We start from the raw sequence: 3,095 nt of genomic DNA on the forward strand, positions 1-3,095 counted from the left end.
GCTCGCGATCTTCTGGGGCTGGCTGATCTTCGGCGAGATCCCGAAGCCCGCGGTCTGGGCGGGAACCGCGCTGATCGCGGGGGCGGGGCTCTGGGTCTTCGCGCGCGAGCGGGCGCAGGACCGCGCGCTCGCCTCCGCGCGGCCGATCCGGCGCGACTGAGGGGCGGGGATTTTTCCCGCGGGCGCGCGCAACGCCGCTTGACGGCGGGGGGCGGGCGCAATACACCCCCCGTCACGCCGGGGAGACCCGGGCCAAGGGTGAGCGGTTGTAGCTCAGTTGGTTAGAGTACCGGCCTGTCACGCCGGGGGTCGCGGGTTCGAGCCCCGTCAACCGCGCCACCACCCTGAACGCCCGTCCCTCGACCGATGCGCGGTTGTAGCTCAGTTGGTTAGAGTACCGGCCTGTCACGCCGGGGGTCGCGGGTTCGAGCCCCGTCAACCGCGCCACTTCTCCCGAATGAATTGCAGCCGTCCGTCACAGCGCCTCGGGCAGGTCGATCTCCGCTGCATCCGTGGGTGACAGGAACACCGCGCGGCCTCCCTCGCCCCGCCCGCGCTCGCCGAACCGGCCGAGATAGTCCCACTCGGTCGCGACCGGGCAGCCCGCGGGCCGCTCCGCGCCGGAGAGGAGGACGCACCCGGCCTGGCCCTCGTCGAGCACCAGCGCGCCGTCCGGCCTGCGGTAGAGCTGCGAGCCGCGCCACCAGCCGGTATCTTCCAAGAGCGGGATCGTCCGCCGACCGTCGGCGTCCTGCACCACGATCTCGCGGCGCCAGTCGCTCTGGAGCGAGAGCATCGGGCGGAGCCTCAGCGTTACGCTCTCGCCGCCGTCGAGCACCGCCTCGGCCGAATGCGTCCGGGGCCAGAGCAGCACCGCGCCGCCGACCAGGATGACCGCGAGGGTCACGCCGGCCGGCCACCGGGTCATCCCTTCCAGATCCAGCCGCCGCCGAAGACGCGGCTGCCTTCGGGCGCGTAGAAGACGCAGGCCTGTCCGGGGCTCACGCCCTCCTCGGCCACGACGAGCTCGACTTCCGCCTCGGTGGCCGAGACCGGGCGGACCACCGCCTCGCGCGGCGGGCGGGTCGAGCGGATGCGCACCGAGAGCTCCCAGGCCTCGCGGCTGTCGAAGGGCGCGTCGCCGAGCCAGTTGATCTCGCGCACCGGCACCGTCCGCGTCGACAGCGCCTCCTTGGGGCCGACGATCACGCGGCGCGTGTCGGGATCGAGCTTCACCACGTAGAGCGGATCGGCCAGCCCCCCGATCCCGAGGCCCCGCCGCTGGCCGATCGTGTAGTGGATGACGCCCCGGTGTTCCCCCAGAACGTTGCCGTCCATGTCCACGATCTCGCCCGGATCGGCCGCGCCCGGACGCAGCTTCTCGATCACGGCGGCGTAGTCGCCGTTCGGCACGAAGCAGATGTCCTGGCTGTCGGGCTTGTCGGCCACCGGCAGCCCGTATTTCGCCGCAAGCGCGCGGGTCTCGGCCTTGGAGGCGAGGTGGCCGAGCGGGAAGCGCAGGTAGTCGAGCTGTTCGCCCGTGGTGGAGAACAGGAAATACGACTGGTCGCGCGCGGCGTCGGCGGCGCGGTGCAGCTCCGCCCCGTTCGGCCCCATCCGGCGCTGGATGTAGTGGCCCGTCGCCATGCAGTCCGCGTCGAGCTCCTTCGCCGTCTCCAGCAGGTCCTTGAACTTCACCCGCTCGTTGCAGCGGATGCAGGGTACGGGCGTCGCGCCGGCGAGGTAGCTGTCCGCGAACTCGTCGATCACGGCCGCGCGGAAGGTGTTCTCGTAGTCGAGCACGTAGTGGGGGAAGCCCATCTTCTCGGCCACGCGGCGGGCGTCGTGGATGTCGCGGCCTGCGCAGCAGGCGCCCTTCTTCGCAAGCGCCGCGCCGTGGTCGTAGAGCTGGAGCGTGACGCCCACGACATCGTAGCCCTCCTCCGCCAGCATCGCGGCCACGACCGAGCTGTCGACGCCGCCCGACATGGCGACGACGACGCGCGTTTCGGACGGAGGACGCGCGAAGCCGAGAGAATTGAGCGTTTCGGGCCGGTCGAGAGCCATGCGGATGTCCTGCGGAGAGTGCCGGGGATTTGTGCCGGGATTTGGGGAGAATATAGGAAAATCGCCCATATCCACAAGGCTGCCGCTTACGCGGAATTAAGCTGTCGGGTTCAGGAGGGACCGGGCGGACGAAGCTGTCACGAGGCGGAAATGTACATCCGACGGATCAAGGGACCGCATTCCGTCACGCTGCCCGACGGCTCGGTCCTGTCGCGCGCGGACCTGCCGGAGCCCGACACGCGGCGCTGGGTGGCGCGCCGCAAGGCCACGGTCGTGCAGGCCGTCGATCACGGGCTCCTCAGCGCGGAGGAGGCCTGCGGGATCTGGTCGCTCTCCGAGGAGGAGCTCGATGCCTGGCGCCGCGCCGCCGCGCGCCACGGCGTCGCCGCGCTCAAGGCCACGGCGGTGCAGCGCTACCGCGACCCGCGGGCAGACTGACGCCCGGACTCTGGACAGCCTCCGGGCGCGCCATAGGTAACTCGAAATTAACCATTTCCCGACACGATGGTCCCTGTCCATCGCGAGAATCGGAGACGTAATGATGCGCGTGCTGCTTGTCGAAGACGACCCCACGACGTCCAGAAGCATCGAGATGATGCTCAAGCACGCGAATCTGAACGTCTACTCGACCGACCTCGGCGAGGAGGGGATCGATCTCGCGAAGCTCTACGACTACGACATCATCCTTCTCGACCTCAACCTGCCCGACATGACCGGGCACGAGGTGCTGCGCCAGCTGCGCACGGCGCGCGTGACCACGCCCATCCTGATCCTCTCGGGCCTCGACGACCCCGAGAGCAAGCTGAAGGGCTTCGGCTTCGGCGCCGACGACTACCTGACGAAACCCTTCCACCGGGAGGAACTCGTCGCCCGCATCCACGCCATCATCCGCCGCAGCCAGGGCCATGCGCAGTCCGTGATCCAGACCGGGCGCATCTCGGTGAACCTCGACGCGAAGACGGTGGAGGTGGAGGGGCGGCAGGTGCATCTGACCGGCAAGGAATACCAGATGCTCGAGCTTCTCTCGC

General features: G+C 69.7%; 4 protein-coding genes and 2 tRNA genes. 4 read left to right on the plus strand and 2 right to left on the minus strand.

Translation table 11 applies throughout. From position 1 onward, the window contains the following. Positions 1 to 262: 262 nt before the first annotated feature. Both ACTS11_RS12675 and ACTS11_RS12680 read left to right on the plus strand, forming a co-directional pair. Positions 263 to 339 (plus strand) — tRNA-Asp (locus ACTS11_RS12675). Between the two features lie 31 nt (positions 340 to 370). Further along, a tRNA-Asp gene (locus ACTS11_RS12680) sits at positions 371 to 447 on the plus strand. A gap of 28 nt (positions 448 to 475) precedes the next feature. Here the strand turns inward: ACTS11_RS12680 and ACTS11_RS12685 are convergent. Both ACTS11_RS12685 and mnmA read right to left on the minus strand, forming a co-directional pair. Continuing rightward, on the minus strand, positions 476 to 928 hold the full coding sequence (locus ACTS11_RS12685; protein ID WP_442640675.1) for a hypothetical protein: 453 nt from the start codon (positions 926 to 928) through the stop codon (positions 476 to 478). Further along, the gene (gene mnmA, locus ACTS11_RS12690) at positions 925 to 2,067 is read right to left on the minus strand and encodes a tRNA 2-thiouridine(34) synthase MnmA (protein WP_442640676.1); all 1,143 of its coding nucleotides are present in this window, start codon (positions 2,065 to 2,067) and stop codon (positions 925 to 927) included. Before mnmA ends, ACTS11_RS12685 begins: the two co-directional genes overlap by 4 nt. A gap of 150 nt (positions 2,068 to 2,217) precedes the next feature. On the opposite strand from mnmA, the gene sciP reads away from it, so the two are divergent. Both sciP and ACTS11_RS12700 read left to right on the plus strand, forming a co-directional pair. Next, on the plus strand, positions 2,218 to 2,505 hold the full coding sequence (gene sciP, locus ACTS11_RS12695) for a CtrA inhibitor SciP (RefSeq protein ID WP_442640677.1): 288 nt from the start codon (positions 2,218 to 2,220) through the stop codon (positions 2,503 to 2,505). Between the two features lie 103 nt (positions 2,506 to 2,608). Further along, the coding region (locus ACTS11_RS12700) for a response regulator transcription factor (RefSeq protein WP_442640678.1) at positions 2,609 to 3,095 on the plus strand (487 nt) is incomplete at its 3' end.

Source organism: Roseicyclus sp., assembly GCF_052168335.1.
In the GTDB taxonomy this organism is placed as follows: domain Bacteria; phylum Pseudomonadota; class Alphaproteobacteria; order Rhodobacterales; family Rhodobacteraceae; genus Roseibacterium.

What these genes read in the sequence shown, in the direction of transcription:
- ACTS11_RS12685 (WP_442640675.1), bottom strand. Translation starts at nt 928, where the DNA reads ATGACCCGGTGGCCGGCCGGCGTGACCCTCGCGGTCATCCTGGTCGGC.
- mnmA (WP_442640676.1), bottom strand. Translation starts at nt 2,067, where the DNA reads ATGGCTCTCGACCGGCCCGAAACGCTCAATTCTCTCGGCTTCGCGCGT.
- sciP (WP_442640677.1), top strand. Translation starts at nt 2,218, where the DNA reads ATGTACATCCGACGGATCAAGGGACCGCATTCCGTCACGCTGCCCGAC.